A 25,867-nucleotide genomic window follows, 5' to 3' on the forward strand; every position below is an offset into this window, starting at 1 on the left:
CGGGGGGGGGGGGGGGGGGGGGGGGGGGGGGGGGGGGGGGGGGGGGGCCGGCGGGGGCGGGCGCGGGCGCCCGCCGTGGTGGCGCAACCCCCGGACGGTGCTGCCCGCGGGCATCGCCGCCGTGGTGCTCGGCGTCGTCCTCGGCCTGGTGCTCTCCGGGGGCTCCGGCTCCACCGCGGCGGCCCAGCCCGTCGCCCTGCAGCCGGCCGGCTCCGCCGGGCAGGCCCCGTTCACCGACTCCGTCGCCGGACAGAACGCCGCCCCGACCGCCGGTGCGACCGTCGCGCCGCCGACCGGCGGCAACCGCAGCGGCGGCGACGTCGGCCTCTACGGCGGCACCATGAACGTCGCCAGCTGCGACGTGCCCAAGCTCAGCGCCTACCTCGCCGCCAACCCGGACAAGGCCAAGGCCTGGGCCGGCGTCGAGGGCATCGAGCCGAACCAGATCGACGGCTACCTCAAGGGCCTCACCCCGGTGGTGCTGCGCGCCGACACCCGCGTCACCAACCACGGCTACAGCAACGGCCAGGCCACCGCCTACCAGGCGGTGCTGCAGACCGGCACCGCCGTGCTGATCGACAACCAGGGCGTGCCGCGGGTCCGCTGCGCCTGCGGCAACCCGCTGACGCCGCCGGTCGACCCGGGTGCCCCCGCCAGCTACAACGGGCAGCCCTGGGCGGGCTTCAACGGCCACCAGGTGGTCACCGTGACGCCCGCGCCGCAGCCGATCCAGACGGTCGTCCTGGTGGACCCGAACGGCACCGCGTTCGGCCGGCCGACCGGCGGGACGGGCCACAACGACACCACGAACGTGACGATGCCGCCGACGACGTCCTCGTCCTCCGGCTCCCCGTCCACCTCGGGCTCCTCGGGCTCCTCCGGCTCCTCCGGCTCCCCGTCGAGCGGCTCCCCGTCCTCCGGCTCGCCGTCGACCTCCACGCCGCCCTCGATCCCGCCGAGCTCCGGCCCGTCCGGCTCCGAGTCCGGCTCGCCGTCGGCGCCGCCCAGCTCGGCGCCCGCCTCGAAGGGCGGGAGTAGTTACTCCTCGGCCGGCGCGGGCTCGTCCAGCAAGTCCGCCGGGGGCGCCTCCTCGGCCCCGCAGTCGCCCGCCGCGCCGGTCTCGCCGTAGCCCTGACCACGCCCCGGTTGCCGGGCACCGCCCTGTCGGCGCCGCCGGGCGCCGATGCGTGTCGTCAATGCGTACGGATGCCTCGTAGGGGCGCTGCCCCCACGCGCCCCTGAACCGACCACCCGAGTGCCCTTGAAGACAGCTCCTCCTGTGCGGGCACGGGATTCGCCGGAGGCCGCCCTCGACCACGACTGCCCGCAGGACCGGCTCGGCGACCCGGCCGAGACCGCCGCCACCGCCGCGGACCGGGCCGCCGCCCACGGCCTGGGGGCCGACCACGAGGCGCTGGCGGCCGTGCTCGGCGCCGAGTCCGACCCGCACGCCGAGGAGCTCGTCCTCGTCCTGCTCGCCGCGCTCGGCCTCCCGGCCGGACTGCTCGCCGCGGCGGACCGAACCGCCGCGCGGCGCCCGTGGCGGCCGTGTCGCCACCGTTCTGCCGGACGGCGGCGACCGGCTGGTAGCTTCGGGGCACATGGAGAGCACGCAGAGTATCGCCGGGTCCGTCCGCGCCGTTCTGGACGGCTGGGCGGTGCCGTACACCTGGCTGGAGATCGACCCCTCGTTCGCCGACACCGCGCAGTTCTGCGAGGAGTACGGCCACACGCTCGAGGACTCGGTCAACTGCATCCTGGTGGTCGGCAAGACCGAGCCGCGCCGCTACGCCGCCTGCCTGGTGCAGGCGACCCGCCGGCTCGACGTCAACCGGGCGGTGAAGCGGCTGCTCGGCGCCCGCCGGGTCTCCTTCGCGAGCGCCGAGGAGACGGTGGCGCTGACCGGCATGCAGGTCGGCGGGGTGACCCCGGTGGCGCTGCCGCCCGGGATGCCGGTCTACGTCGACGCGCCGGTGCTCGGCCGCACCGAGATCGTGCTCGGCGGCGGCGACCGGGCCGGCAAGCTGCTGATCGCCCCGGGCGCGCTGCTGGCCCACCTGCCGGGCGCCGAGGTCGTCGAGGACCTGTCGACCGCCCCGCCCGCCGCCTGACGCCTCGAACCGGGCGGAACCGCCCGCACCCGGCCGCCGCGCCGGCGGGGACCTGGACGGAACGTCCAGCCGGCGCCCCTGGCGACACTCCATTTCGTCGCCTGCCAAACCGCGGTTCGGGTGCACAGAATGTGTGCCACGCCGAACGAAGGAGGTGTCGATGGGGATGGAACCGACCGAATCGATCGCCGGAGCAGCGGTTGCGTGCGCGCCGCTCGCCGGAGTGCTGGTCGCGGACTTCGGCCGGGTGCTCGCCGCCCCGTACGCCACGATGCTCCTCGCGGACCTCGGCGCGGACGTGGTCAAGGTCGAGCGCCCGGACGGCGGCGACGACACCCGGGCCTGGGGGCCGCCCTACGCGCCCGACGGCCAGGCCACCTACTACCTCTCGGTCAACCGCAACAAGCGCTCGCTCACCCTCGACCTCCGCGAGGAGGACGACCGCCGCCGCGCCATCGAACTCGTCCGGCGCGCCGACGTGGTGGTGGAGAACTTCCGCCCCGGCACGATGGCCAAGCACGGCCTCGCGTACGAGGACGTCGCCGCCGCCAACCCGCGCGCCGTGTACTGCTCGATCACCGGCTTCGGCACCGGCGAGGGCGCCGCACTGCCCGGCTACGACCTGCTGATCCAGGCGGTCGGCGGCCTGATGAGCGTCACCGGCCCGGGCCCCGGACAGCCGGTCAAGGCCGGGGTGGCCCTGGTCGACGTGCTCACCGGACTGCACGCCGCCTTCGGCATCATGGCCGCCCTGCGCGAACGCGACACCACCGGCCGCGGCCAGCTCGTCGAGGTCAACCTGCTCTCCACGCTGCTCTCCAGCCTGGTCAACCAGTCCGCCGGCTACACCCTGGCCGGCGCCGTGCCCGGCATCCTCGGCAACCGGCACCCCTCCATCGCCCCGTACGAGGTCTTCCGCGCCGCCGACCGGCCGCTGGTGGTCGCGGTCGGCAACGACCGCCAGTTCGGCGCCCTCTGCCGCGGCCTGGACGCCCCCGACCTCGCCGACGACCCGCGCTTCACCACCAACGCCGACCGGGTGGCGCACGTCGAGGACCTCGCCGTGGAGCTCGGCGGCCGGCTGCGCGAACGCACCGCCGCCGCCTGGTTCGAGCACCTCACCCCGCTCGGCGTCCCCTGCGGACCGGTCAACGACCTCGCCGGCGCCTTCGGCCTCGCCGAACGCCTCGGACTCTCGCCCCGCACCGACCAGGGCCTGGTCGCCAACCCGATCGGCCTCTCCCGCACCCCGCCCGCCTACCGCCTGGCCCCGCCACGGCTCGGCGAGCACACCGACGAACTCCTCGCCTGGCTCGACGCACCCCACCGGCCTGCGAACAACCCTGCGAACAACCCCGCGAACAACCCCGCGGACCACCCCACGAACGGAGACCTCCCGTGACCGGCCCGATGAAGGACCCGCTGGACCTGCTCGACATCCCCTCGCTGCTCACCGACGAGGAGCGGGAGATCCAGGCGACCGTGGCCCGCTTCCTCGCCGACCACGTCCGCCCGAACCTGCCCGAGTGGTTCGAGAACGCGCACTTCCCGCGGGAGATCGCCCCCGAGCTCGGCAAGCTCGGCGTCCTCGGCATGCACCTGGAGGGCTACGGCTGCGCCGGCACGCAGGCCGTCGCCTACGGCCTCGCCTGCCTGGAGCTGGAGGCCGCCGACTCCGGCTTCCGCAGCTTCGTCTCGGTGCAGGGCTCGCTCGCGATGTACTCGATCCACCGGTACGGCTCGGAGGAGCAGAAGCAGGAGTGGCTGCCGCGGATGGCCGCCGGCGAGGCGATCGGCTGCTTCGGCCTCACCGAGCCGGACTTCGGCTCCAACCCGGCCGGCATGCGCACCAAGGCCGTCCGCGACGGCGGCGACTGGATCCTCAACGGCGCCAAGATGTGGATCACCAACGGCGCGATCGCCGACATCGCCACCGTCTGGGCCGCCACCGAGGAGGGCGTCCGCGGCTTCCTCGTCCCGCGCGGCACCCCCGGCTTCGAGGCCCGCGAGATCAAGCAGAAGCTGTCGCTGCGCGCCTCCACCACCGCCGAGCTCAGCTTCGCCGACGTCCGGCTGCCCGCCTCCGCGCAGCTGCCGGAGGCCCGCGGGCTCGGTGCACCGCTGTCCTGCCTGAACGAGGCGCGGTTCGGCATCCTGTTCGGCGCGGTCGGCGCCGCCCGCGACTGCCTGCAGACCGCCCTCGCCTACGGCGGCGACCGGATCCAGTTCGACCGACCGATCAGCGGCTTCCAGCTGACCCAGCAGAAGCTCGCCGACATGGCGGTCTCGGTGAACAACGCCGCCCTGCTCGCGATCCACCTCGGCCGCCTCAAGGAGCAGGGCCGGATCCGCCCCGAGCAGGTCAGCGTCGGCAAGCTCAACAACGTCCGCGAGGCGATCGCCATCGCCCGCGAGTGCCGCACGATCCTCGGCGCCAACGGCATCTCGCTGGACTACTCGCCGCTGCGCCACGCCAACAACCTGGAGTCCGTCCTCACCTACGAGGGCACCAGCGAGATCCACACCCTCGTCATCGGCCAGGCCCTCACCGGCATCCCCGCCTACCGCTGACCCCGGCCCCGCCGGCCCCGCAGCCCCCGCCGGATCCGTCCGGCGGGGGCTTCAGCGTCCGTAACGGGCGGTCAGCTCGGCGGCGTACCACTGCGGCACGCCGGATCGTCCGAACGTCGGAGGGAGGTACGAGGCCAGTGCCCCCGACACCTCCAGGAACGGCCCGTGCTCGGCACGCCACGCGTCCCGGACGGCCGGAGACGGGAAACCGCGGAAGACCGCGACCTCGGGATCCCGCTCGCCCCAGCACCCCCATCGCCCCGACGGGCCGGTCACGGCGACGACGTCCGCCGAAATCGCGATCGACCCCAGGGCGTCGCCGTCCGCCGGATCGAAGCCGATCGCCGCCCAGTAGTCCTCCGCGCAGGCCCCGACCGGCAGCGACACCGCCGGGTACCGGCCGCACCCGGGGAGGCCGCCGTCCTGTTCGAGGACCAGCAGATCCACCCGGTCGTCACCGTGCCACCGGGCCATGTCGCGCAGCGCCGGCCAGAACTCCTCCGTCAGCACCGCGTCGAACTCGCAGAACAGCACCTCGCCCGGCGGCGCCGCGAACACCTGCCCGGGCAGCCTGGCCGCCGTGTCGAAGACCGCCGCTGCGCGGGCCCCGATGTCCCGGTACTCCGTCAGGCCTGTCGCCGGCCACGTGTCCGCCACCGTCCCCACCCTCCTCGTGATCGTCGTCCGTCCTGTCCCGTCCCGTGCCGGTGCCCGTCAGCCCAGGAAGCCGCGGAGCAGGGCGGCCGTGGCGGCCAGGTGCTCCTCGGTGGCGCGGCGGGCGGTGTCGGCGTCGCCCGCGAGGATCGCGTCGACCATGCCGCGGTGCTGGTGGGCGGCGTGGTCGATGTTGCGGTCCAGGATCGGGATCGCGTTCAGCAGGTCGTTGAGCCGCATGCGGGCCTCGGCGATCGCGGTGGCGAGGGAGCGGGAGCCGGTGAGTTCGGCGATCGCCAGGTGGAAGCGGGAGTCGAGCCGCCGGTACTCCTCCGGCGGGGCCTGCTCCAGGTCGGTGAGCCGCCGCCGCAGGTAGGCGCGCTGCTCGGCGGTGAGGTCGCGGCGGGCCGCCGTCTCGGCCGCGCCGGCCTCCAGGACGAGCCGGTAGGTCAGCGCGTCCTCCAGCTCCTCGCCGAGGTCGCTGGCGGCGCGGCGCAGGTCGGCGACGTCCGGCGGCGGCATCCGGTAGGTGACGAAGGTGCCGCCGTAGCGGCCGCGGCGGGACTCCACCGCACCGGCCTGCTGCAGCGAGCGGATCGCCTCGCGCAGGGTCTCGCGGCCGATGCCGAGCCGGGCGGCGAGCTCGCGTTCGGCGGGCAGCCGGTCGCCGTGGCCGAAGACGCCGAGCTTGATGGCCTGCAGCAGCCGTTCGACGGTCTCCTCGAAGGCGTTGCCCGTCCGGACGGGCCGGAAGATCGCCCCCGCCTGCCAGTCGATCCCTGCCTCGTCCACGCGGGCATCGTACCCAGCCCCGGCGTCCGGCCCCGGTCGGCCGGGTCCTTCGCCGCGCCCCTCTTGACGTGCCCCGAACCCAGGGTGAACGATGCTGCCCATCCAATGGTCTGGTTCCGGGCCATTGAACGTTCGGAGGGCGCACCCACACCGCCGTGGCTGCGCGTGTCCAGGCCCGCCTCACTCCCCAGGGGTGCCCATGTCCGCCGACCCCACACCCGACCAGGCAGCACAGCACACTCCCGCACCCGTGTTTCCGGCGGCGACCCCGCCGGTTTCGGCCGACGAACAGCGGCTCCACGAGCTGGGCTACGCCCAGGAGCTCACCCGCTCGATGTCCGGCTTCTCCAACTTCGCCGTCTCCTTCTCGATCGTCTCGATCCTCTCCGGCTGCCTGACCCTGTACGGCATGGGCATGAACACCGGCGGCCCGGCGATGATCGTCTGGGGCTGGCCGCTGGTCGGCCTGCTCACCCTCTGCGTGGGCCTGGCGATGGCCGAGATCTGCTCCAGCTACCCGACCGCGGGCGGCCTCTACTACTGGTCGGCCAAGCTGGCCCGCAGCCGCGGCGCCGCCTGGTCCTGGTTCACCGGCTGGTTCAACTTCCTCGGCCAGGTCGCCGTGACCGCGGGCGTCGACTACGGCGCCGCGTTCTTCACCAACGCCTTCCTCGCCCTGCAGTTCGACTTCGCGGCCACCCCGGCGCACACCGTGGAGATCTTCGCGGTGATCCTGCTGCTGCACGGCCTGCTCAACACCCTCGGCGTGAAGCTGGTCGCCCGCCTCAACGACGTCTCCGTCTGGTGGCACCTGGTCGGCGTCACCGTGATCGTCGGCGCGCTCGCGATCCTGCCGTCCAAGCACGCCTCGGCGTCCTTCGTCTTCACCGAGTTCGTCAACAACACCGGCTTCCACAGCCAGTTCTACGTCGCCATGCTCGGCCTGCTGCTCGCCCAGTACACCCTCACCGGGTACGACGCCTCCGCGCACATGACCGAGGAGACCCACGACGCGGCCCGCTCCGGCCCGCGCGGCATCGTCAACGCGATCACCGTCTCGCTGGTCGCCGGCTGGGTGCTGCTGCTCGGCATCACCTTCGCCATCCAGGACTACCAGGGCGCCCTCGACGGCCCGACCGGAGTGCCGCCCGCACAGATCTTCATCGACGCGATCGGCACCACCGGCGCCAAGCTGCTGCTGCTCATCGTGATCGGCGCCCAGTTCTTCTGCGGCATGGCCTCCGTCACCGCCAACTCCCGGATGATCTACGCCTTCTCCCGGGACGGCGCGCTGCCCGGCTCCGCCCTCTGGCACCGGATCTCGCCGCGCACCCACACCCCCACCAACGCGGTCTGGCTCGCCACCGGCGGCGCCCTGCTGCTCGGCCTGCCCGCGCTGTGGAACTCCACCGCCTACACCGCGGTCACCTCCATCTCGGTGATCGGCCTGTACATCTCGTACGTCATCCCGACATTCCTCAGACTGCGCCAGGGTGACGCCTTCCAGCGCGGCCCCTGGCATCTGGGCCGCTGGAGCAGGATCATCGGGACCGTCGCGGTCGGCTGGACGGCCGTGATCACCGTGCTGTTCATGCTGCCCACCGTCAGCCCCGTCACCGCCGTCAGCTTCAACTACACACCCGTCGCGGTCGCCGTCGTCCTCGGCTTCGCCGGCCTGTGGTGGCTGGTCTCCGCCAGGCACTGGTTCACCGGCCCCAAGGTCCACGGCACGCCCGAGGAACTCGCCGCCCTCGAAGCCGAACTGGAGATCCGATGAGCAGCCCCAGGCTCACCCTCGACCGGCTGCGCGAGCTGGTCGCCGACGGCGCCGTGGACACGGTCGTCCTCGCCATGACCGACATGCAGGGCCGCCTGCAGGGCAAGCGCCTCGCCGCCGAGTACTTCCTCTCCGACGTCGTCCCCGGCGCCGCCGAGGGCTGCGGCTACCTGCTCGCCGTCGACACCGACATGAACACCGTGGACGGCTACGCCATCTCCTCCTGGGAGAGCGGCTACGGCGACCTCGTCCTCACCCCGGACCTCGCCACCCTGCGGATGGTGCCCTGGCACCCGGCCACCGCGATGGTCCAGTGCGACGTCCACCACCACGACGGCCGCCCGGTCACCGTCTCGCCGCGACAGGTCCTGCGCCGCCAGCTGGAGCGCCTGGCCGGCTACGGCTGGCAGGCGTACGCCGGCACCGAGCTGGAGTTCATCGTCTTCCGCGACACCTACGAGCAGGCCTGGGACCGCGCGTACCACGGCCTCACCCCGGCCAACCAGTACAACGTCGACTACTCCGTGCTCGGCACCTCCCGGGTCGAGCCGCTGCTGCGGCGGCTGCGCAACGGGATGTCCGGCGCCGGCCTCACCGTGGAGTCCGCCAAGGGCGAGTGCAACCTCGGCCAGCACGAGATCGCCTTCAAGTACGCCGAGGCCCTCACCACCTGCGACAACCACGCGGTCTACAAGACCGGCGCCAAGGAGATCGCCGCCCAGGAGGGCTGCAGCCTCACCTTCATGGCCAAGTACGACGAGCGCGAGGGCAACTCCTGCCACATCCACCTGAGCCTGCGCGATGCCGCCGGCGCCCCGGTGATGGCGGGCGACGGCCCGTACGGCTTCTCCCGCACCATGGAGCACTTCCTCGCCGGGCAGCTCGCCTGCCTGCGGGAGTTCGCGCTGCTGCTCGCCCCGACGATCAACTCCTACAAGCGGTTCGTGCCCGGCAGCTTCGCGCCGACCGCGGTCGCCTGGGGCCGGGACAACCGCACCTGCGCGCTGCGGGTGGTCGGCCACGGCCCGTCGCTGCGCTTCGAGAACCGCGTCCCCGGCGGCGACGTCAACCCCTACCTCGCGGTCGCCGCGCTGATCGCCGCCGGGCTGCACGGCATCGAGCACCAGCTCGAACTCGAACCGGAGTTCACCGGCAACGCCTACGCCTCCGACGCGCCCCGGGTGCCCGCCACCCTGCGCGAGGCGGTGGACGCCTTCGAGGCGAGCGAGGCCGCCACCGAGGCCTTCGGCAAGGACGTCGTCCGGCACTACGCGCACGCCGGCCGGGTCGAACTCGCCGCCTACGACCGGGCGGTGACCGACTGGGAGCGGCGCCGCGGATTCGAGCGGCTGTGAGCCCCGTGCACCACCGCCCGCTCATCGGCATCACCAGCTACCAGGACGAGGCCGCCTGGTCGGTCTGGCGGCAGACGGCCTCGCTCGTCCCGCAGACCTACGTCGACGCGGTCTCCCGGGCGGGCGGCACGCCCGTCCTGCTGCCCCCGCAGCCGGGCGGCGTCGGCCGGCTGATCGAGGCGCTCGACGGCGTCGTCCTCGCCGGCGGCGCCGACATCGACCCGGCCCGGTACGGCGCCGCCGCGGACCCGCGCACGGGGGAGCCCCACCGGGCCCGCGACGACTGGGAGTCCGAGGTGCTGGCGGCCGCCCTGGCGCACGACCTGCCGCTGCTCGGCGTCTGCCGAGGCCTGCAACTGCTCAACGTGGCGCTCGGCGGCAGCCTGCTGCAGCACCTGCCCGACGGCAGCCACCAGCAGGTCCCGGCGGTGTTCGTGCAGCAGCCGGTGCGGATCCGGCCGGGCAGCAGGCTGGCCGGCATCCTCGGCGAGCACACCAAGGTCAACTGCTACCACCACCAGGCCGTCGCCCGCCTCGGCACCGGCCTGCAGCCCACCGCCTGGAGCGCGGACGAGACCGTGGAGGCCGTCGAACTCCCGGACCACCGCTTCGTCCTGGGCGTCCAGTGGCACCCCGAGACCGACCCCGACGACCTCCGCCTCTTCGAGGCCCTGACCCGGGCCGCCCGCGGATGAACGCCGGCCCGGCCGCGGCCCGCGTCGCTTCTCCACCCGACAAGGAGCACCTGATGACCGACCCCGACCGCTACGAGGTGGTCAACCCGGCGACCGAGGAGGTGATCGCCACCGTCGACCTGGCGGGCCTCGCGGAGACGGACGCCGCGATCGCCCGGGCCCGGGCCGCGTTCGAGCAGTGGCGCCGGGTCGCCCCGGCGGACCGTGCCCGGCTGCTGCGGGCGTTCGCCGCGGCCGTCGACGCCGTCCGCGAGCACCTCGCCGCCCTGGAGGTCGCCAACGCCGGCCACACCGTCGGCAACGCCCGCTGGGAGGCGGGCAACGCCCGCGACGTGATCGAGTACTACGCCGCGGCCCCGGAACGGCTGTTCGGCCGGCAGATCCCGGTGGCCGGCGGCATCGACGTGACCTTCCAGGAGCCGCTCGGCGTCGTCGGCATCATCGTGCCGTGGAACTTCCCGATGCCGATCGCCGCCTGGGGCTTCGCCCCGGCCCTCGCCGCGGGCAACACCGTCGTGCTGAAGCCGGCCGAGCTCACCCCGCTGACCGCCCTGCGCCTGGGTGAACTCGCCCTGCGGGCGGGCCTGCCGGAGGGCGTGCTGGAGATCCTGCCGGGCCGCGGGCCGGTGGTCGGGCAGCGCTTCGTGACCCACCCGGACGTCCGCAAGGTGGTCTTCACCGGCTCGACCCGGGTCGGCAAGGAGATCATGGCGGGCTGCGCCGCGCAGGTGAAGCCGGTGACCCTGGAACTCGGCGGCAAGAGCGCCAACATCGTCTTCGCCGACGCCGACCTGGCGAAGGCCGCCGCCACCGCGCCCTACGCGGTCTTCGACAACGCCGGCCAGGACTGCTGCGCACGCTCCCGGATCCTGGTCGAGGAGTCGGTCTTCGAGGACTTCATGGCGCTGCTGGAGCCGGCCGTCCGCGGGGTGCGGGTCGGCGACCCGGCGGACGAGAAGACCGAGATGGGCCCGCTGATCTCGGCTGTGCACCGGGAGCGGGTGGCCTCCTACGTGACGGAGGCGGCCTTCCGCGGCAGTGCGCCGGAGGGGCCGGGATTCTGGTACCCGCCGACCGTGCTGGCGCCGGTGCGGCACGACGACCGGGCGTTCACCGAGGAGATCTTCGGCCCGGTGGTGGCGGTGGTGCCGTTCCGCGGCGAGGAGGACGCCCTGCGGATCGCCAACGCCACCGACTACGGCCTGTCCGGCTCCATCTGGACGCGGGACGTGGGCCGCGCGCTGCGGGTCGCCCGCGGCGTGGAGGCGGGCAACCTGTCCGTCAACTCGCACTCCTCGGTGCGGTACTCGACGCCGTTCGGCGGATTCAAGCAGTCCGGTCTGGGCCGTGAGCTCGGCCCGGACGCCCTCAGCGCCTTCACCGAAACCAAGAACGTCTTCATCTCCACGGAGGAGTGACCAGCATGACCAAGCGACTGGACGGCCGGGTGGCGGTCATCACCGGAGCGGGCAGCGGCATCGGCCTGGCCACCGCGCGGCGGTTCGCCGCCGAGGGCGCCAAGGTCGTCTGCGTGGACCTCGACGAGGAGACCGGCGCCAAGGCGGCGAACGAGGTCGGCGGCCTGTTCGTGCAGGCCGACGTCACCGACGAGGCGGCGGTGCGCGCCATGTACGAGCGGGCGGTCGAGGAGTACGGCAGCCTGGACATCGCGTTCAACAACGCGGGCATCTCCCCGCCGGACGACGACTCCATCCTCACCACCGGCCTGGAGGCGTGGAAGCGCGTCCAGGACGTCAACCTGACCAGCGTCTACCTGTGCTGCAAGTACGCGATCCCGCACATGCAGCGGCAGGGCAGGGGCTCGATCATCAACACCGCCTCGTTCGTGGCGGTGATGGGCGCGGCGACCTCGCAGATCTCCTACTCCGCCTCCAAGGGCGGCGTGCTGGCGATGTCGCGGGAGCTGGGCGTGCAGTTCGCCCGGGAGGGCATCCGGATCAACGCGCTCTGCCCGGGGCCGGTGAACACCCCGCTGCTGCAGGAGCTGTTCGCGAAGGACCCGGAGCGGGCCGCCCGCCGCCTGGTGCACATCCCGCTCGGCCGGTTCGCCGAGCCGGAGGAGATCGCCGCGGCGGTGGCCTTCCTGGCCAGTGACGACTCCTCGTTCATGACCGCCAACACCTTCCTGGTGGACGGCGGCATCTCCGGCGCCTACGTCACCCCGCAGTAGCGCCTGCGGGACCGGCGACGGCCGGGCGGCCTCGGGGGGAGCCGCCCGGCAGTCGCCGGTCCTGCGGGGTCGGGCCGTACGGGGTCAGGAGGACGAGTCCCCGCCGACCGCGACGCCGATGCCGTAGCCGTAGGCGTCGCCGCCCACGGCGAGGGCCGCACCCTCCGCGGAGGAGGCGTCGCCGCCCACCGCGAGCGCGTGCTCGATCAGCTCGTCGGCGATGCCGCCGACCGCGAGGGCCCCGCCCTCGGCGGAGCTGGCGTCGCCGCCGACGGCGAGCGAGCCGTGGGCGCCGGCCGCGCCCGCGGTGCCGAAGACGGCGAGGCCGGAGATGAGCGCGGCGGTGGTGATCCTGGCAAGGCTGGAGCGCATGAGTCCTCCTGGTCGGGAAGCCGGACGGCACCGATCCTGCGGCGCGCACCGCCCGCGTACGAACCGACACGGCCCGATCACCCGCCCGCCTCACCTCGACGGAGCAGCCCGTGCGCCGTCCGGGTGAGATCAGGCGGCGCCCCGGGCGGCGCCGGGCGGCAGCTCCAGCTCGTACCAGACGACCTTGCCGTCCTTGGTTGCGCGCACGCCCCAGCGGTGCGCCAGCTCGTTGACCAGGTGCATGCCGCGGCCGCCCTCGTCCTCGGCCCGGGCGCGGCGCAGCCGGGGCTCGTGCCGGTCCCGGTCGGCGACCTCCACGGTGAGCACCTGGTTGCGGAACATCCGCAGCTGCACGGGGGCGCCGGCGTGCACCAGGGCGTTGGTGATCAGTTCGCTGGTCAGCAGCTCGACCATGTCGGTGAGCCCGTTCAGGCCCCATTCGGTGAGCGTCTCGCGGGCGAACCGCCGGGCGTGCCGGACCATGGCGCGGTCCCCGGCCAGGGTGAGGGTGGCGAGCCGGTCGCTGCCGATCGGTCGCGAGTGCGCCATGATCACCGCGATGTCGTCCTGCCCGGCGGCGGCGCCGAGCGCGGCCAGCACCGCGTCGCAGGTCTGCTCCAGCGAGCTGCGGCGCTCGGCGACGGTGCGGCGCAGCAGGTCGATGCCCTCGTCGAGGTCGCGGCCGCGGCGTTCGACCAGGCCGTCGGTGTAGAGGACGAGGATGGCGTCCTCGTCGAGCGTGGTGTGCACCGACTCGAAGGGCACGCCGCCGACGCCGAGCGGCGCGCCGGGCGGCAGTTCGAGCAGTTCGGTGGAGCCGTCGGCGCGGGCGATCACCGGTGGCAGGTGGCCGGCGGTGGCGGCGGTGCAGATCCGGTCGACCGGGTCGAAGAGCACGCAGACGCAGGTGGCGAACTGGCCCTCGCCGATCGCGGCGGCCGCGTCGTCGAGCCGGCGCAGCACCCGGGCCGGGTCCATCTCCAGGGTGATCAGCGTCCGGGCGACGGTGCGCAGCTGGCCCATGGTGGCGGCGGCCCGGATGCCGTGGCCCATCACGTCGCCGACGATCAGCGCGACCCGGCCGCCGCTGAGCGGCACCACGTCGAACCAGTCGCCGCCGACCTCGCTGATCACGCTGCTGGGCAGGTAGCGGTGGGCGATCTCCAGGCCGGGGGTGCGGTGCACGTCCTGCGGCAGCAGGCTGCGCTGCAGGGTGAGCGCGGTGTCCCGCTCGCGGCGGTAGATCCGGGCGTTGTCGATGCAGACGGCGGCCCGGGCGGCGAGCTCCTCGGCGAGCGCCACGTCGGCGTGCGTGAAGGACTCCGGGTTGTGGGTGCGGACGAACTCGACGCCGCCGAGCACCGTGCCGCGGGCCAGCAGCGGCACCATCAGGTACGAGTGGACGCCGGCCTCCAGGCTGGGGGCGATCCGGTTCGGGTGGGCGACGATCCGGCGCAGCGCCGCCTCGTCGACGTGCGGCACCAGGATCGACCGGCCGGTGCGCAGGCTCTGCGCGTACAGCTGCGCGGAGCGCGAGCCGCCGCCGACCGGGTCGGCCGCGCCGATCATGGTGCCGCTCGCGCCGACCTCGCCGACTGCGACGGCCCGCAGCATCACCGAGCCGTCCCGGGGCACCGGCTCGGGCTCGTCGCCCTCCAGCACCGACTCCAGCAGGTCGACGGTGACGAAGTCGGCGAACCGCGGGATCACCACGTCGATCAGCTCCTGCGCGGTGCGCTGCAGGTCGAGCGTGGTGCCGATCCGGGTGGACGCCTCGTTCAGCAGGGCGAGCCGGGCCTGCGCGGCGCCGGCCGCCTCCAGGGCGCGCTGGCGCTGCTCGGCGGCGTCCCGCTCCCGGGTGTAGAGCAGCGCGTTGTCGATGGCGACGGCGGCCCGGGAGGCGAGCTCCCCGGCGAGGCGCAGGTCCTCCTGGTCGTACGGGCGCTCGGTGACGCTGCGGTAGAAGGTGGCCACGCCGACGGCGGAGCCGCGGGCGATCAGCGGCACCACCATGACCGAGCGGACCCGCTGCTCGCGGACGGCCGCGGCCCGTTCCGGGTCGTCGTTGAACCAGTTGAGGGTCGGCTCGTCCAGCTCCGGCAGCAGCACCGGCCTGCGGTGGGCGAGCACCCAGGCGTACGGCGTCGACGGGTGGAAGCGGTGCACGCTGCCGACCGGGGAGACCGGGCTCATGCCGCTGCCCGGCACGGTGTGGAAGGCCATCCGGCGCAGCACCGCGGACCGGTCGGCGCGGCCGGGCGCCCCGGTCTCGGCGCCGCGAACCAGGGCGTCCAGCACCTCGACGACGACGGTGTCGGCGAGTCGCGGGCTGGCCGTCTCGGCGAGCTCCCGGGCGGTCTGCGCGAGGTCGAGGGTGGTGCCGATCCGGGCCGAGGCGGCGTTCACCAGGGCGAGCCGCTCCTGTGCGGCGCGGGCCTCGGTGAGGGCCTGCTCGCGGGCCTGCGCGGTCTGCTGCTGGTGCAGGTAGAGCCGGGCGTTGTCGATGGCGACGGCGGCCCGGGAGGCCAGTTCGTCGCCGAGGGTGCTGTCCTCCGGGCCGAAGCCCTCCCGCTCCGGGCTGCGCGAGTACACCACCATGCCGAGCACGGTGCCGCGGGCGACCAGCGGTGCGACCCGCACCGGCCGCGGCCGGTCGTCCAGGTAGTCGCGGACGCGCTCGGTGAGCGCCTCGTCGGCGAGCAGCGGCAGGTCCCAGTTGGGGGCGACGATCGTCCGGCCGGAGCTCAGCGCCTGCTCGTACACCGATCCCGGCGGGATCCGGTACACCGCCTCGGTCGGCAGCTCGCCGATCGGGTGCTCCGGATCGGCGGTGGCGACGGCGAGCCGGCGCACCCGCAGCCCGTCCTCGCCGGCGGTCGCCTCGGCGCCGGAGACGAGGTGCTCCAGGGCGAACACGCCGACCGCGTCGGCCAGCCGCGGCACGATCACCTCGGCGAGCTCCCGCGCGGTCTGCCGCAGGTCCAGCGTGGTGCCGATGGAGACGGTGGCCTCGGCGAGCACCGTCAGCCGCTCGCGGGCCATCGCCGCGGCGTGCTCGGCCCGGTACCGCTCGGTGACGTCGACGATGGTCGAGCTGACCCCCAGCACCTGCCCGCCGGGCTCGTCCAGCCGGAAGTACGACGCCGACCAGGCGTGGTCGTGCGTCGGGTCGCTCGGGGTGCGGCCGTGCGAACGGGAGTCGACCACCGGCGGCCCGCCGTCCAGGACCTTGCGCATCACCGCCTCGACCTCGCGGCCGTTGATGCCGGGCAGCACCTCGGTGACCCGCCGGCCGAGGTGCTCGGCGACCGGCAGACCGTTGATCTTCGCCAGCGCGCTGTTCAGCCGGACGAAGCGCAGCTCCGAGTCGTACACGGCCATGCCGACCGGTGACTGGGTGAAGAAGCCGTCCAGCACGGCGAGGTCCGCCTGCAGGCGGCGCAGCGCCGTGACGTCCGAGGCCACCGCGAGGACGAGCGGCCGCCCGTCGGGCCCGGCGATGGGGTGGGTGCGGAACTCCAGGTTCACGTGGTGGCCCTCGCGGTGCTTCACCGGGAACACCCCGGACCAGGCCCGACCGCTGACGATGTGGTCGAACAGGGTCAGCACGTCGTCCCGCTGGTCGTCGGTGATCAGCAGGTTCGCGGCGAACTCGCCGATCGCCTCCTCGGTGCTGTAGCCGAGCAGGGTCTCCGCGTCGCGGCTCCAGTGCAGGATGCGCCCGTCCTCGGCGATCAACGCCGTCGCGATCGGCACCATGAGCAGCCCGTCGTGGGCGTGCCCGTCGGGCCCCTCCGCAGCCGGATCCCGGCGGTTCGGGGAGCTCGTGCCCTGCTCGGGATTGTCCATGCCAGGCACCGTCCAGAGATCGGCCTTCCGCCCTGCCATCCTCCCATGGCAGCCGGAGCCCGCCCAGAGGAGCGCACGGCCGTACGGGCGTCCCGGTGCGGCCGATAGGGTTCGCACGGTGAGACGCAGGCCAGGCATCCCGGCGAGCCCGCTGCCGCAGCGGGACGGCATCGACGCGGTCCGGCTCCGGCTGCCGCCGGACGGGCCGTGGCCCACCGCGGGCGCGTACCTGCTGGAGCGCTACGGCCGGGCGGTCGGCCCCGAGCGGGTCGCCGACATGCTGCAGGCGGGCGTCTTCGTCACCACCGACGGCCCGCTCACCGCCGACACCCCCTACCGGCCCGGCGGCTACGTCTGGTTCCACCGGGACCTGGAGCCGGAGACCCCGGTGCCCTTCGCCGTCGACGTCCTGCACCGGGACGAACGGATCCTCGTGGTCGACAAGCCGCACTTCCTGTCCACCACCCCGCGCGGCCGGCACGTCACCGAGACGGCCCTCGCCCGGCTGCGCCGCGACCTCGGCCTGCCCGGCCTCAGCCCCGCCCACCGGCTCGACCGGCTCACCGCCGGACTGGTGCTGTTCGTCGTCCGCCCCGAACTGCGCGGCGCCTACCAGGGCCTGTTCGAACGCCGCGCGGTCCGCAAGGAGTACGAGGCGATCGCCGGGCTCGACCCGCAGCGGCCGATGCCGGTCACCGTCCGCAGCCGGATCGTCAAGGAACGCGGCGAGCTCGCCGCCTTCGAGGTCCCCGGGGAGCCCAACAGCGAGAGCCGGATCGAGCTCGCCGAGCACCGCGACGGCCTCGGCCGGTACCGGCTGCACCCGCACACCGGCCGCACCCACCAGCTGCGCCTGCACATGGCCTCGCTCGGGCTGCCGATCCTCGGCGATCCGCTCTACCCGCAGGTGCTCACCGAGCCGGCCCCGGACGACTTCCGCCGCCCGCTCCAACTGCTGGGCGCCGTCCTGGAGTTCACCGACCCGGTGAGCAAGGAGCCGCTCCACTTCGAAAGCCGCCGCACCCTGGCCGCCTGGACCTCCCCCGAAACCTGGGGCAACCCCCACGGGTCCCTAGTGTGCTGAGGCGAGCCCCCGGACGGTGGCGACGGTGTCGGCCTCGGCGGCGGTCTTGTCGGGGCGGTAGCGGACGACCCGGGCGAACCGCAGGGCCAGTCCGGCCGGGTAGCGGGGGCTGCGCTGGAGGCCGTCGAAGGCGACCTCGACCACCAGCTCCGGACGGACCTGCACGTCGTGGTCGCCGCGGCCGGTCTCCCGCGCGAGCAGCTCCCGGGTCTGCCAGGCCAGCAGTTCGTCCGTCAGCCCCTTGAAGGTCTTGCCGAGCATCACCCACTCCGGCAGGCCCGCCTCGCCGCCGGACCGCGCCCCCAGGTGCAGGTTGCTCAGCCACCCGCGGCGCCGCCCGGTGCCCCACTCGGCGGCCAGCACCACCAGGTCCAGGGTGTGGTGCGGTTTCACCTTGATCCACCCGACGCCGCGGCGGCCCGCCTCGTACCGTGCCGCGAGGTCCTTGACGACCACGCCCTCGTGGCCGCGGCCGAGCGCGTCGGCGAGGAAGCCGGCGGCCTGCTCCGGGTCGGCGGTGACCAGCCGGGGCACCCGCCGCGGTTCGTCGACCAGGCCGGCGAGGGCGGCCCAGCGGCGTTCGCCCGGTTCGTCCACCAGATCGGTGCCGTCGAGGTGCAGCAGGTCGAAGAAGTAGGGGTGCAGCGGCACCTCGGCCCGCAGCCGTTCCGGGTCCTGCCGGGAGGCGGTGCGCGCGGCCGTCACCTGGAACGGCCGGGGTCTGCCGTCCGGGCCCAGGGCGATCGCCTCGCCGTCCAGGACGGCGGCGCGGACGGGCAGGGCCAGGGCGGCCTCGACGAGTTCGGGGACGCGGGCGGTGATGTCGTCCAGGCTGCGGGTGAACACCCCCACCTCGCCGCCCGACCGGTGCACCTGCACCCGGATCCCGTCCAGCTTCCACTCCAGGGCCGCGGGGGAGACCTTCGCCAGTGCTTCGGCGACGCCCGGTGCGGAGGAGGCCAGCATCGGCCGCACCGGCCGGCCGACCTCCAGTCCGAAGGCGGCCAGCGCCGCCGCCCCGCCGGTGAGCGCCGCCTCGGCGACCGCCCGGGCCGAGCCGCGGAACATCAGCGCCCGTCGCACCGCCGGGGCGGGCACCCCGGCGGCCCTGGCGACGGCCTCCGCCATCACGCCGTCCAGCGCGCCCTGCCGTAGTTCGCCGACCAGCACGCCGCGCAGCAGCCGCTGTTCGGGGGCGGTGGCCCGTCCGAAGAGGGAGTCGAGCAGGGTGCGCCGGGCGGCCTGCGCGCCGCGGCCGTGCACCGCCGCCAGGTCGCCGAGCAGGGCCTCGGTCTCGGCCGTCCCGAGCGTGGCCTCCGCGGCGGGCGGGGGCAGCTCGCGCAGCGCCGCGTAGCCGACGCCGACGCGCATCCGGCGGGATTCGCCGGAGAGCAGGGCGACCGCCGCCGGGGCCTCCTGCGGGCCGAGGTCGCGCAGGCAGCCCGCGAGCAGGGCGATCTTCGCCGTCCGGCCCGGCTCGGCGGCCACGGCCTCCGACGCCCGGGCGACGCGTTCCAGCACGGCCGACTCCCTCCCGCGGCGGGTCACTGCCTGCCATCCTGCCCCGCCGGCGCGGCCGCCGCCGGTCCCGGCCCGCGACCGGTCAGAGCGGGCCGAGGGGGACGGTGGTGCCGGTGAGGGTGTCGTAGCTGCGGCCCGCGTCGAAGCTGCCGGTCAGGTCGGGGTGGCGGCCGACCACGGTGTGGGCGAGTGCCAGCTCCTCGGGCTCCAGCCGTCGGGTCAGGCCGATGTGCGGGGCCCACCGGCCGGGCAGGTAGTGCGGGTCGGGGTCCGCGGCGCCGTCCAGCAGGAGCCAGACGCGGCGGTGCAGGTCGACCAGTTCGAAGGTCGGGACCACCGCCCAGCTCAGCACCCGCCGACGGCTGCGCGCCGAGAACGACAGCAGCCCGGTCAGCCGGACCGGCAGCGGCAGCGCCTCGGCCAGCAGTTCGCCGACCGCGTCGAGCGCCCCCTCGGGCGCCGCCCCGCAGGAGGCGAGGGTGAGGTGCGGCCGGTGCCCGGGGTGGGTGTTGTGGGCGAGGCTCGGGAGGCCGGCCCCCGAGAGCTGCTGCCAGACCTCGCGCACCGCCGTGTCGAGGGCGGGCGCGCAGGTCAGCTCGACGGTCTGCATGGGCCCACGCTACGGCCCGGCCCCGGCGCCCCCGCCGACGGGTTCACCGCGGCGGCGGCCCTACGCGGGCGCCCGGCCGCCCGCCGGGCGACCATGCGAGAGTGACCACCACCGAGAGCAGCCCGCCGGCCCCGGCCGCCGCGCCGCCCGTCCTGGACCGGCGGCAGCGCAACGTCGTCTTCGTCACGATCATGCTCGGCATGCTGCTGGCCGCCCTCGACCAGACGATCGTCGGCACCGCGCTGCCGACGATCGTCTCCGACCTCGGCGGCGCCCAGCACATGTCCTGGGTGGTCACCTCGTACCTGCTCGCCGAGACGGTCACCACCGCGCTGGTCGGCAAGTTCGGCGACCTGTTCGGCCGCAAGCTGGTCTTCCAGGTGTCGGCGATCGTGTTCATCACCGGCTCGTTCCTGTGCGGCCTGTCCACCGACATGCTGATGCTGATCGCCTGGCGGGCCATGCAGGGCGTCGGCGCGGGCGGCCTGATGGTCACCTCGATGGCGCTGATCGCCGACGTGATCCCGCTGCGCGAACGCGGCAAGTACCAGGGCGCGATCGGCGCGGTCTTCGGCGTGGCCACCGTCATCGGCCCGCTGCTCGGCGGCCTGTTCACCGACCACCTGACCTGGCGCTGGGCGTTCTACGTCAACGTGCCGATCGCGATCGTGGTGGTGCTCGCCGCGGCCCGGACGATCCCCTCGGTGCGGGCCCCCGGCCGCCCGGTGATCGACTACCTGGGCATCGCGCTGGTCGCCGTCGGCGCGAGCGCGGTGATCCTGGCGACCAGCTGGGGCGGCAACAAGTACGCCTGGAGCTCGCCGGTCATCCTCGCCCTGTTCGTCGGCGGCGCCGTCGCCCTCGGACTGTTCTGCTGGGTGGAGACCCGGGCCGCCGAGCCGATGCTGCCGATGCGGCTGTTCCGCAACCCGGTCTTCAGGGTCTGCGCGGTGCTCAGCTTCATCGTCGGCTTCGCGATGCTCGGCGCGTTGACCTTCCTGCCGACCTTCCTGCAGTACGTCGACGGGGACTCGGCCACCGTCTCCGGCGTACGGACCCTGCCGATGGTCTTCGGCCTGCTGATCGCCTCGGTGTTCAGCGGCACCATGGTCAGCCGCACCGGCCGCTACCGGATCTTCCCGATCGTCGGCTCGGCCGTGATGGGCGTCGGCCTGTACCTGCTGTCGCTGATGGACGCCGACACCCCGAGCTGGCTGCAGTCGCTCTACATGCTGGTGCTCGGCGCCGGCATCGGCCTGTGCATGCAGGTGCTCACCATCGCCGTGCAGAACACCGTCGACTACGCCGACCTCGGCACGTCCACCTCCGGCGTCACATTCTTCCGCACCCTGGGCAGCTCCTTCGGCACGGCCGTGTTCGGCACCGTCTACACCAACACCCTCGGTGACCGGCTCGCCGAGGGCATCGCCACCTCCGCCCGGCTCACCGGCGCCGACCCGGCCGTCCTGGTGAACGCCGCCCAGAACCCGAAGGACCTGCACGCGCTGCCCGCCGACCAGGCCGCACCGATCGTCGACGCCTACGCGGACGCCCTGCACACCGTGTTCCTCTGGGCGGTGCCGGTGGCCGCGGTCGGCTTCGTCGTCGCGCTCTTCCTCAAGCAGGTGAAGCTGCGCGACTCCACCCGCGCCTCCTCCACCGACATGGGGGAGGGGTTCGCCTCGCCCGTCTCCGGGGACTCGGCACGGGTGCTCGAACTCTCCGTCGCCAAGATCATCCGAGGCACCGACCAGGACACCGCCCGGGACGTCGTCGCCCGGTCCGGCACCCGGCTGGACATCGCCGTGGCCTGGGCCGTCATGCAGGTCGAACTGTTCACCCGGACGGTCGGCCACGCCTCGCTCACCCTGATCGCGGCCCGCCGGCGGCTGCCCGGCGAGGTGCTCGAACCGGTCTTCGACCGGGCCGTCGGCGAGGGCTGGCTGTCCCGGGTGAACGGCTACTACATGCACACCGAGGCGGGGCAGCGGGAGGCCGAGCGGATCGGCGGCGCCTGGGCCCAGTGGCTGAACGACCAGCTGGAGCAGGAGGCGGGCCGCCCCCGCAGCGCCGAACTCCGCGACGCCGTCCACACCATCGCCAAACGCCTCATCGCCGAGGACCTCACCGAGGGCCTCCCGTCCCGCGAACTGGGTGACCCGGCGGGGGCCGGCAAGCACTAGGGCGCGGTCAGGGGCGGGCAGCCCCGTGTGCCGGGTTCCTCAGTCCCGCAGGGTGGCTGTGAGGAGCGCGACGTCGTCGTCGGCGGTGGGGGAGAGGCCGGTGAGGACGGCGTCCAGGAGTTGTTCGCCGCCGGCGTGCGGGGGGAGCCGCAGGTGGGTCAGCCGGGCGAGCGAGGCGTCGATGGCCTCGTCGCGGCGCTCGACCAGCCCGTCGGTGTAGAGCAGCAGGTGGTGGCCGGGCGGGCACTGCGCCGTCACCTCGGGGAACCCGCCGAACCCGGTGGCGAGCGGCGGACCCGGCTCGACCGACAGCAGGCGGACCGTCCCGTCGGGGGAGACCAGGGCCGGCGGCAGGTGCCCGGCGCTGGCGAAGGTGCAGGTGCCGGTCCGCGGGGACATCACCACCGCGAGGCAGGTCGCCGGGCGCCCGGTGGCGAGCGGCGCGGTCAGCCGGTCCATCCGGTCCAGGACGCGGCCGGGCGACAGGTTCCCGGCGGCGACCATCCGCAGCATCGCCTGGTAGTGGCTCATCTCGACGGCGGCCTCCAGGCTGTGCCCCATCACGTCGCCGATGGCCAGCAGGGTGCTGCCGTCCGGGCGGGCCACCGTCTCGTAGAAGTCGCCGCCGACCAGGGCACTCGCCCCGGCGGGCCGGTAGCGGAAGGCCACTTCGAGGCCCGGGTGCGGGGCGCCGGGCTCGGCGAGGAGGGCGCGCTGCAGGTCGAGGGCGATGCCGTGCTCGCGGGTGAAGCGGCGGGCGTTGTCGATGCTGACGGCGGCCCGCAGCGCCAGGTCCGCGACCACCACGGTGTCCTCCGGGGTGAACACCGGCGAGCTGCCGGCCCGGATCAGGGTGACCGTGCCGAGGGCGCGGCCGCGGGCCAGCAGCGGCACCACCAGGCCGGAGTGCACGCCGCCGCGGCGCAGCGCCGCCAGCCGGTCGGGGTGGGCCGCGGCCCGGCCGAGGCGGTCGTCGGCCGGCATGTTCTCGATCACCGGGCGGCCGCTCTCCAGCGCCCGTCGGGCGGCCGAGCCGGGCTGGTGGTCGATGTGCTCGCCGGCCTTGCCGAGGGCCGCCGCCGTCTCCTCCAGTTCGGGCACGGAGACCAGGGAGGCGCGGAGCAGCCGCAGGACGCCGGGGAGGGTGTGCGCGGCGGGGGCCTCCTCGGGCGGCAGCACGTCCACCGAGGCGGCGTCGCCGAGCTCGGGGACGAGGAAGCGGGCGAGTTCGACGCAGGTGGTGTCCATGTCGAGGGTGGTGCCGATCCGGGTGGAGGCGCTGTCGAGCATGGCGAGCCGCTCGCGGGCGCGTTCCAGTTCGTTCTGCTGCTGCCGGGAGGCGGTCACCTCCAGCACGATGCCGGCGATGCCGACGACCGTGCCGTCCACCTCCAGCCGGTGGTAGGCGCCGTGGAAGTAGCGCCGGGCGAGCGGGGAGGGCACCCGGGTCTGGCCGCTGGAGGTGGTCTCGCGGGGGACGCCGTCGGCGAGCACGGCGCGCAGCACGTCGAGCCGGGCGTCGATGCCGGGTACGACCTCGGCGATGGTGCGGCCGATGTGGTCGGCGGCCGGGGCGCCGTTCAGCCGGGCCAGCGCGGTGTTGACGTACACGTACCGCAGGTCGGTGTCGAGGACGCCGACCGCGCCCGGTGTGCCCTCCAGCAGCTCGCGCACGGGGGACGGCAGTGCACGCCACACGTGGTCGTGGGGCACGGGCGTCACCGCCTTCCGGCAGCAGGTCTGTCCTCCATCGTCGCGGGCGGGCCGGGCGGCTGCATCCGCACCCGGCCCGGCGCCGACTTGCCGCCCGCCCGGGCGCTGACAAGGTGGAGAGCGAGCCCTAGGCCCGGAGAGGGGTGCACCCGTGCAGCCGAACGACCGCGTCCGCACCGACGCCGCTCTGCTGGAGGCGCTGTTCACCCGTGCCCCGGCCGGTCTGTTCGTGCTCGATCCGGAGCTCCGGGTGGTGCGCTTCAACACCGCGGCACGCGGCATGCGCGGCATGCCGCCGGACGCCGTGGTCGGCCGGACGGTGGAGGAGTTCGCCCCCGGGTTCCCGCACGAGAAGCTGACCGAGGTCGCCCGGTCCGTGCTGGCGACCGGCAACTCGGTGCGGCGCCTGCGGGTCTCCGGCGTCCTCCCGCACGACGACAGCAAGCGGATGGTGGTGTCGCTGTCGGTCTTCCGGCTGAACGCCCCCGGCGGCCGGGTGCTCGGCCTCGCCGTGATGGCCGAGGACGTCACCGAGCAGCAGAACACCGCGGACCGGCTGGCGATCCTGCACGACGCCCAGCGGCTGATCGGCTCGACCCTGGACGCCTCCGCGACCGTCGGCGAACTCGCCGAGGTGGCGATCGGGCGCTTCGCCGACGTCGTGATCGTCGACCTGCTGGACGACGTGCTGCGGGGCCGCCGGCTGCAGGCCGGCCCGGTCGCCGCGGACGCGCCGCTGCGCCGGGTGGTGCTGCGCTCCGTGGAGGAGTTCCGGACCAGGACACCGGACGGCGAGCTGACCTCCCTGCACTTCCCGACCGTGCTCAGCCAGAGCATGCACGACCACCGCCCCCGGCTGATCGCCCACCTCACCCCGGACGAGCCGCTGCTGGCGGCCGACCCGGTGCGGGCCCGGCGGCTCGCCGAGGCCGGCGCGCACTCGCTGATCGTCGCGCCGCTCACCGTGCACGGCACCGCGCTCGGCCTCGCCGTCTTCGTCCGCACGGTCACCGAGGAGCCGTTCGACCAGGGGGACCTCGAACTGGCGGCGGAGCTGGCCGACCGGACGACGCTCAGCGTCCACCGGGCCTGGCAGTACCTGCACGAGCGGACCATCGCGACCGCCCTGCAGCGCCGGCTGCTGCCCGTCCGCCCGCCCGACCTGCCCGCCGTCGACACCGCCTACCTGCACCTGTCCGGTGACGCCGGGGCCGACTGGTTCGACGTCGTCCCGCTCTCCGGCGGCCGGGTCGCCCTGGTCTGCGGCACCGTCGCCGGACGCGGCGTCGAGGCGGCCGCCACCATGGGCCAGCTGCGCACCGTCGTGCAGACCCTGGCCCGGCAGGACCTGCCGGCCGACGAACTGCTCGGCGTCCTCGACGAGACCGTCCGGCGGCTGGCGGAGGAGACCGTCCCCGAACCGGGCGAGCCGCCCGTCCTCGCCAGCTGCCTCTACCTCGTCTACGACCCGGTGACCGGCCGGTGCAGCGCGGCCGCCGCCGGCCACCCGCCGCTGGTGCCGATCGCCCGCGACGGCAGCCTGCTGGACTTCGAGGTGCCCGTCGGCCCGGCGCTCGGCCGCGGCGGCGGCGAGGGCTACGAGGCGGTCCACGCCGAACTGCCCGAGGGCAGCCTCCTCGCCCTGCACACCCGCGGCCTCACCGCCGGCTCCGACACCGGCGACCGCTCCGGCCGGAACCGGCTGCGCAGGCTGCTCGCCCACCCCGACCGCAGCCTGCGCGAACTGTGCGACGACGTCGCGTACGCCGCCGTCCCGCACCGGCTCGACGAGGACGCGCTGCTGCTGCTCGCCCGGACGAAGCTCTTCGGCAGCGACCGGGTCGCGCTGTGGACGCTGCCCGCCGACCCGGCCGTGGTCTCCACCGCGCGCACCCTCGTCTCCCAGCAACTCGCCGCCTGGGGACTGGAGGCGGTCGCCGCGGACACCGAACTGATCGTCAGCGAGCTGGTCACCAACGCCATCCGCTACGGCCGCGGGCCGGTGCGGCTGCGGCTGATCCGCGACCGCGGGCTGCTCTGCGAGGTCTCCGACAGCAACTCGGCCGCCCCGCACATGCGGCTCGCCCGCAGCGGGGACGAGGGCGGCCGCGGCCTGTTCCTGGTGATGCACCTGAGCCGCCGCTGGGGCACCCGGTACGGCGAGCGCGGCAAGACCGTCTGGTCCGAGCAGCCCGTCCCCGAGTCCGTGCGGGCCGCAACCATCGCATGATCAACTCGTTGGATGATCTGCAGTCCACCCCGGCTGCAGTCCACCCGGCTGCCGCCCGAACCGCGGGGCCCGTCCGACGATCCGCGCCGCGCGGCGGGACTCGACGCGAACCGTCAGACCAGCACTAGCCACCGGAGCCCGCTCCCATGGACCGCCCCA

19 protein-coding genes are annotated in these 25,867 nt (G+C 74.4%); 12 read left to right on the forward strand and 7 right to left on the reverse strand.

Annotated features, from left to right (window positions below):
- Positions 1-97: 97 nt before the first annotated feature.
- From ABD353_RS33670 to ABD353_RS33685, 4 genes are all read left to right on the forward strand, one after another.
- Positions 98-1,129 (forward strand): DUF6777 domain-containing protein, encoded by a 1,032-nt coding sequence (locus ABD353_RS33670; protein WP_344627495.1) that lies wholly within the window; start codon positions 98-100, stop codon positions 1,127-1,129.
- Positions 1,130-1,601: 472 nt separating this feature from the next.
- Positions 1,602-2,111 (forward strand): YbaK/EbsC family protein, encoded by a 510-nt coding sequence (locus ABD353_RS33675; protein WP_344627496.1) that lies wholly within the window; start codon positions 1,602-1,604, stop codon positions 2,109-2,111.
- A 166-nt stretch (positions 2,112-2,277) separates the two neighbouring features.
- Positions 2,278-3,513: a CaiB/BaiF CoA transferase family protein gene (locus ABD353_RS33680; RefSeq protein WP_344627497.1), complete on the forward strand. Its 1,236-nt coding sequence runs from the start codon at positions 2,278-2,280 to the stop codon at positions 3,511-3,513.
- An 8-nt stretch (positions 3,514-3,521) separates the two neighbouring features.
- A complete protein-coding gene (locus tag ABD353_RS33685; RefSeq protein WP_344627511.1) occupies positions 3,522-4,682 on the forward strand; it encodes an acyl-CoA dehydrogenase family protein in 1,161 nt (386 codons plus the stop codon).
- Positions 4,683-4,733: 51 nt separating this feature from the next.
- On the opposite strand, the gene ABD353_RS33690 is transcribed toward ABD353_RS33685, so the two are convergent.
- Positions 4,734-5,339 carry a hypothetical protein gene (locus tag ABD353_RS33690; protein WP_344627498.1) on the reverse strand — a complete coding sequence of 202 codons (606 nt, stop codon included), beginning with the start codon at positions 5,337-5,339 and terminating at the stop codon, positions 4,734-4,736.
- A 57-nt stretch (positions 5,340-5,396) separates the two neighbouring features.
- A complete protein-coding gene (locus ABD353_RS33695; protein WP_344627499.1) occupies positions 5,397-6,128 on the reverse strand; it encodes a FadR/GntR family transcriptional regulator in 732 nt (243 codons plus the stop codon).
- Between the two features lie 199 nt (positions 6,129-6,327).
- On the opposite strand from ABD353_RS33695, the gene ABD353_RS33700 reads away from it, so the two are divergent.
- Genes ABD353_RS33700 through ABD353_RS33720 form a run of 5 tightly spaced genes read left to right on the forward strand, consistent with a single transcriptional unit; the run spans position 6,328 to position 12,146 of the window.
- Positions 6,328-7,905 (forward strand): amino acid permease, encoded by a 1,578-nt coding sequence (locus tag ABD353_RS33700; RefSeq protein WP_425555310.1) that lies wholly within the window; start codon positions 6,328-6,330, stop codon positions 7,903-7,905.
- Positions 7,902-9,260 (forward strand): glutamine synthetase family protein, encoded by a 1,359-nt coding sequence (locus tag ABD353_RS33705; RefSeq protein ID WP_344627500.1) that lies wholly within the window; start codon positions 7,902-7,904, stop codon positions 9,258-9,260. Before ABD353_RS33700 ends, ABD353_RS33705 begins: the two co-directional genes overlap by 4 nt.
- Complete coding sequence (locus ABD353_RS33710) at positions 9,257-9,955, forward strand: gamma-glutamyl-gamma-aminobutyrate hydrolase family protein (RefSeq protein WP_344627501.1); 699 nt, start codon at positions 9,257-9,259, stop codon at positions 9,953-9,955. The genes ABD353_RS33705 and ABD353_RS33710 overlap by 4 nt, the downstream gene beginning before the upstream one ends.
- Before the next feature lie 53 nt (positions 9,956-10,008).
- On the forward strand, positions 10,009-11,373 hold the full coding sequence (locus tag ABD353_RS33715) for an aldehyde dehydrogenase family protein (protein ID WP_344627502.1): 1,365 nt from the start codon (positions 10,009-10,011) through the stop codon (positions 11,371-11,373).
- Positions 11,374-11,378: 5 nt separating this feature from the next.
- Entirely contained in the window at positions 11,379-12,146 is a 768-nt protein-coding gene (locus ABD353_RS33720) for a 3-oxoacyl-ACP reductase (protein ID WP_030272339.1), read from the forward strand.
- Between the two features lie 84 nt (positions 12,147-12,230).
- Here the strand turns inward: ABD353_RS33720 and ABD353_RS33725 are convergent, their stop codons facing one another.
- Positions 12,231-12,518, reverse strand: a complete 288-nt coding sequence (locus tag ABD353_RS33725) for a hypothetical protein (RefSeq protein ID WP_344627503.1) — start codon at positions 12,516-12,518, stop codon at positions 12,231-12,233.
- A 129-nt stretch (positions 12,519-12,647) separates the two neighbouring features.
- The gene (locus ABD353_RS33730; RefSeq protein WP_344627504.1) at positions 12,648-16,367 is read right to left on the reverse strand and encodes a SpoIIE family protein phosphatase; all 3,720 of its coding nucleotides are present in this window, start codon (positions 16,365-16,367) and stop codon (positions 12,648-12,650) included.
- A gap of 118 nt (positions 16,368-16,485) precedes the next feature.
- Here ABD353_RS33730 and ABD353_RS33735 point away from each other — a divergent pair, with 118 nt between their 5' ends.
- Complete coding sequence (locus ABD353_RS33735) at positions 16,486-17,451, forward strand: RluA family pseudouridine synthase (RefSeq protein ID WP_344627505.1); 966 nt, start codon at positions 16,486-16,488, stop codon at positions 17,449-17,451.
- Here ABD353_RS33735 and ABD353_RS33740 read toward each other — a convergent pair.
- Positions 17,440-18,972 carry an ATP-dependent DNA ligase gene (locus ABD353_RS33740; protein ID WP_344627506.1) on the reverse strand — a complete coding sequence of 511 codons (1,533 nt, stop codon included), beginning with the start codon at positions 18,970-18,972 and terminating at the stop codon, positions 17,440-17,442. The two genes, ABD353_RS33735 and ABD353_RS33740, sit on opposite strands and share 12 nt — an antisense overlap.
- Before the next feature lie 82 nt (positions 18,973-19,054).
- A complete protein-coding gene (locus tag ABD353_RS33745; protein ID WP_344627507.1) occupies positions 19,055-19,582 on the reverse strand; it encodes a 2'-5' RNA ligase family protein in 528 nt (175 codons plus the stop codon).
- A gap of 101 nt (positions 19,583-19,683) precedes the next feature.
- Here ABD353_RS33745 and ABD353_RS33750 point away from each other — a divergent pair, with 101 nt between their 5' ends.
- Positions 19,684-21,765: an MDR family MFS transporter gene (locus tag ABD353_RS33750; protein WP_344627508.1), complete on the forward strand. Its 2,082-nt coding sequence runs from the start codon at positions 19,684-19,686 to the stop codon at positions 21,763-21,765.
- A 39-nt stretch (positions 21,766-21,804) separates the two neighbouring features.
- Here ABD353_RS33750 and ABD353_RS33755 read toward each other — a convergent pair whose 3' ends face one another.
- A complete protein-coding gene (locus ABD353_RS33755) occupies positions 21,805-23,478 on the reverse strand; it encodes a SpoIIE family protein phosphatase (protein ID WP_344627509.1) in 1,674 nt (557 codons plus the stop codon).
- Between the two features lie 151 nt (positions 23,479-23,629).
- On the opposite strand from ABD353_RS33755, the gene ABD353_RS33760 reads away from it, so the two are divergent.
- Positions 23,630-25,708, forward strand: coding sequence for an ATP-binding SpoIIE family protein phosphatase (locus ABD353_RS33760; RefSeq protein WP_344627510.1), 2,079 nt, complete (start codon positions 23,630-23,632; stop codon positions 25,706-25,708).
- The last annotated feature ends 159 nt before the right edge of the window (positions 25,709-25,867 follow it).

The sequence above is a fragment of the Kitasatospora arboriphila genome (assembly GCF_039528095.1).
Lineage (GTDB): Bacteria > Actinomycetota > Actinomycetes > Streptomycetales > Streptomycetaceae > Kitasatospora > Kitasatospora arboriphila.

Excerpts from the sequence above, each read along its gene's own strand:
- ABD353_RS33685 (WP_344627511.1), top strand. The coding sequence starts at position 3,522 with ATGAAGGACCCGCTGGACCTGCTCGACATCCCCTCGCTGCTCACCGAC.
- ABD353_RS33745 (WP_344627507.1), bottom strand. The coding sequence starts at position 19,582 with ATGCAGACCGTCGAGCTGACCTGCGCGCCCGCCCTCGACACGGCGGTG.
- ABD353_RS33720 (WP_030272339.1), top strand. The coding sequence starts at position 11,379 with ATGACCAAGCGACTGGACGGCCGGGTGGCGGTCATCACCGGAGCGGGC.
- ABD353_RS33725 (WP_344627503.1), bottom strand. The coding sequence starts at position 12,518 with ATGCGCTCCAGCCTTGCCAGGATCACCACCGCCGCGCTCATCTCCGGC.
- ABD353_RS33680 (WP_344627497.1), top strand. The coding sequence starts at position 2,278 with ATGGAACCGACCGAATCGATCGCCGGAGCAGCGGTTGCGTGCGCGCCG.
- ABD353_RS33700 (WP_425555310.1), top strand. The coding sequence starts at position 6,328 with ATGTCCGCCGACCCCACACCCGACCAGGCAGCACAGCACACTCCCGCA.
- ABD353_RS33705 (WP_344627500.1), top strand. The coding sequence starts at position 7,902 with ATGAGCAGCCCCAGGCTCACCCTCGACCGGCTGCGCGAGCTGGTCGCC.
- ABD353_RS33675 (WP_344627496.1), top strand. The coding sequence starts at position 1,602 with ATGGAGAGCACGCAGAGTATCGCCGGGTCCGTCCGCGCCGTTCTGGAC.
- ABD353_RS33730 (WP_344627504.1), bottom strand. The coding sequence starts at position 16,367 with ATGGACAATCCCGAGCAGGGCACGAGCTCCCCGAACCGCCGGGATCCG.
- ABD353_RS33715 (WP_344627502.1), top strand. The coding sequence starts at position 10,009 with ATGACCGACCCCGACCGCTACGAGGTGGTCAACCCGGCGACCGAGGAG.